Source organism: Dietzia sp. CQ4, from assembly GCF_014145125.1.
Classification (GTDB): domain Bacteria; phylum Actinomycetota; class Actinomycetes; order Mycobacteriales; family Mycobacteriaceae; genus Dietzia; species Dietzia natronolimnaea.
In genome coordinates, this window is sequence record NZ_JAALDZ010000082.1 from 1 (window position 1) to 2,659 (window position 2,659).

Below are 2,659 nucleotides of genomic sequence, written 5' to 3' on the forward strand. Positions count from 1 at the left end.
TGTTAGGGACGTGCTTCGGATAGCAGGGTTCTGATGATCGGGTAGCGCGAGTATGAGCATCGGATAGCGGTGCCGGTCCTCGTGTGCTCGTGTCGGTTCTACGCGTGGCAACCAGGCTGCGCGTGGATCCGAACAGGAGGCACGGGTGACTGATTACCGATTGGTGATGTCGCTACTGCTGCAGGACAGGTCCTACCGGGACATCGAGGCGATCGCGGGTTGCTCGCATCGCACGGTCGCGAAGGCGAAGAAGGTCTGCCACGAGCACGGGTTGACCGCCACGAGCCAGGTCGAGGCGCTCAGCGTCGAGGAGATCGACGTCTTGTTCGCCGATGGGCGCAAGACGCCGTCGAAGGAGTTCGTCGCCTTCGACGTGGCGGCTGCCGTGAAGAAGCGCACGGGCAAGAAGAAGCTGCCGCTGCGGGTGCTGTGGGCCAACTACCTCGACACTGACGGCACGCCGGGGCAGCGGCACTACAGCTACCAGCGGTTCTGCCAGATCATCGGCGAGTACGTCGAGGTCAACGAGCTGACGATGCGGATCACGCACGTGCCCGGGCACACGATGCAAGTCGACTGGGCGGGCACGAAGATGGCCATCTTCGATCCCGTCACCGGCACCAAGACCACAGTGTCGGTGTTCGTGGCGTCGCTTCCGTACTCGGGGATGGTCTTCGCCTGCGGCTGCCTGGACGAGAAGATGGCGAACTGGCTCGACGCGCACTTGCAGGCGTTCGAGTACTTCGGCGGCGCGGCGCAGGTGATCGTCCCCGACAACGCCTCCACGGCGTCGAACCAGATCGCCCGCGGTGACCGGGCCCGCGAGGTCAACCGTGAGTACCGGGACTTCCTCGAGTACCACCAGACCGCTGCCGTGCCCACTCGGCCGGTGCGCCCGACAGACAAGGGCAACGTCGAGGCCGGGGTGAAGGTGGTGACCAACTGGGTGATCGGACGGCTGGCCGATCGGCGCTTCGCCAGCCTGGACGATGCGAACGAGGCGATCGCCGCCGAGGTGGAGGCGATCAACGACCGGATCCCGTTCCGCGGCCAGAAGATCAGCCGACGGGAGCTGTTCGCCGAGCATGAGCAGTCGGAGTTGATCGCTCTGCCCGAGGCCCGCTGGCAGCCGGTCATCTGGAAGAAGTCCAAGGTCAACAGGGATTACCACGTGGAGATCGCCACGGTGAAGTACTCGGTGCCCTACACCTTCGCCGGCCAGCACGTCGATGTGAAGATCACCGGCCCCACACTCACGGTCATGGCTGGCGGGGAGGTCATCGCCTCCCACACCGTCTCCGGTAGGCGGCACGCCTTCGTCACCGATCCCGACCATGTTCCCGCGCAGCACCTGCAGACCTCGGACCTATGGTCGCGGGCGTATTTCGTGCGCCAGGCCCACAAGATCGGACCGCACACCGTGGCCGCGATCAGTGAGGTCCTGGATCGCCAGCGGATCGAGGCTCAGGGCTACCGTTCGTGCCAGAACATCCTCGCCCTGGCCCGCGGGGACAACAAGATGCTGCTCGAGCGGGCCTGCGGCCAACTCCTCTCCGAGACCGCACGCCGGGCGATCAGCTACACCGCCGTCAAGCAGCAGCTGGCGGCCCTGAGGACCCAGGCCGCCGCCCGGCCCACCACCACGCAGCCGGCGGTGGCGGCTACGACGGACCGGCTGGAACCGCCGCCGGGTCGGCGAGATACCACCGGGGCGCATCTGGCCGGGCCCGAGCAGTTCAGCCTCGCCGCCCTCACCGGAGGCCCGAGCCCGAGCAGCGGCACCGCGGGGCAGGAGGAGCTGCAGTGACTGATCGTCATCTCACCGACGCCGACATGCCACTGTTCACGCAGCTGCGGATGACCGCGTTCGGCCAGACCGTCATTGACCTGGCCAACGATCCCGCCTGCGACGAGTGGACCTTCTCGGAGAAGATCTTCCACGCCCTGGACAAAGAGATCACGGCCAGGCAGGAACGCCGGACCCAGAAACTACTCAAGGCCTCCAGATCGCCAAACCCTGACGCCTGCGTAGAAGAGATCCGCTACCTGCCTGACCGCAACGTCAACCGCGAGCTAATCGCACGACTTTCCAGCTGTCAATGGATCGACGCCACTCGCAATCTCGTCGTGCTCGGCCAATCCAGCGTGGGCAAGACCTACCTCGCCCAAGCGCTTCTCAATGCCGCGTGCCGAAAGTACTACACCGCGAGATTCTTCCGGCTCGACGACCTGGCCAACCGGCTCGCCGTGCTGGAGCCGACCTCGCAGCGCAGGCTGGACTTCCTCACCGACCTGCACAACTGCGACCTGCTAGTGCTGGACGATTTCCTGACCACGCCGGTGGCCCCGCACACCGCGGCGGAGCTGCTCAACATCCTTGCCGCTCGGGAAGGCCGGGGCTCGACTCTGGTGACCTCGCAGTTCGATCCGCCAGATTGGTACAAGTCGCTCCAAGACGCGGTCATCGCCGAATCGATCCTCAACCGGATCGTCGCCGGCGCCGAGATCATCGCACTCGACGGCCCGAACATGAGACGACACCTCGCCACGGCAACGCCATAGCGGCCCAGCGGTCGGACGGGTGAACTCCGCTATCCGATACCCGTCCGACCGCTACCCGATCATCAGAACCGCGCTTTCCGAAAGGCGTCCCAAACAC

The 2,659-nt window shown here is 65.6% G+C and carries 2 protein-coding genes; both read left to right on the plus strand.

The genetic code is table 11. The features are described from left to right. The first annotated feature begins 145 nt into the window (after nt 1-145). On the plus strand, nt 146-1,807 hold the full coding sequence (gene istA, locus G6031_RS05540; RefSeq protein WP_347238445.1) for an IS21 family transposase: 1,662 nt from the start codon (nt 146-148) through the stop codon (nt 1,805-1,807). Continuing rightward, nucleotides 1,804-2,562, plus strand: a complete 759-nt coding sequence (locus G6031_RS05545) for an ATP-binding protein (RefSeq protein ID WP_007633699.1) — start codon at nt 1,804-1,806, stop codon at nt 2,560-2,562. The genes istA and G6031_RS05545 overlap by 4 nt, the downstream gene beginning before the upstream one ends. Nucleotides 2,563-2,659 lie beyond the last annotated feature (97 nt).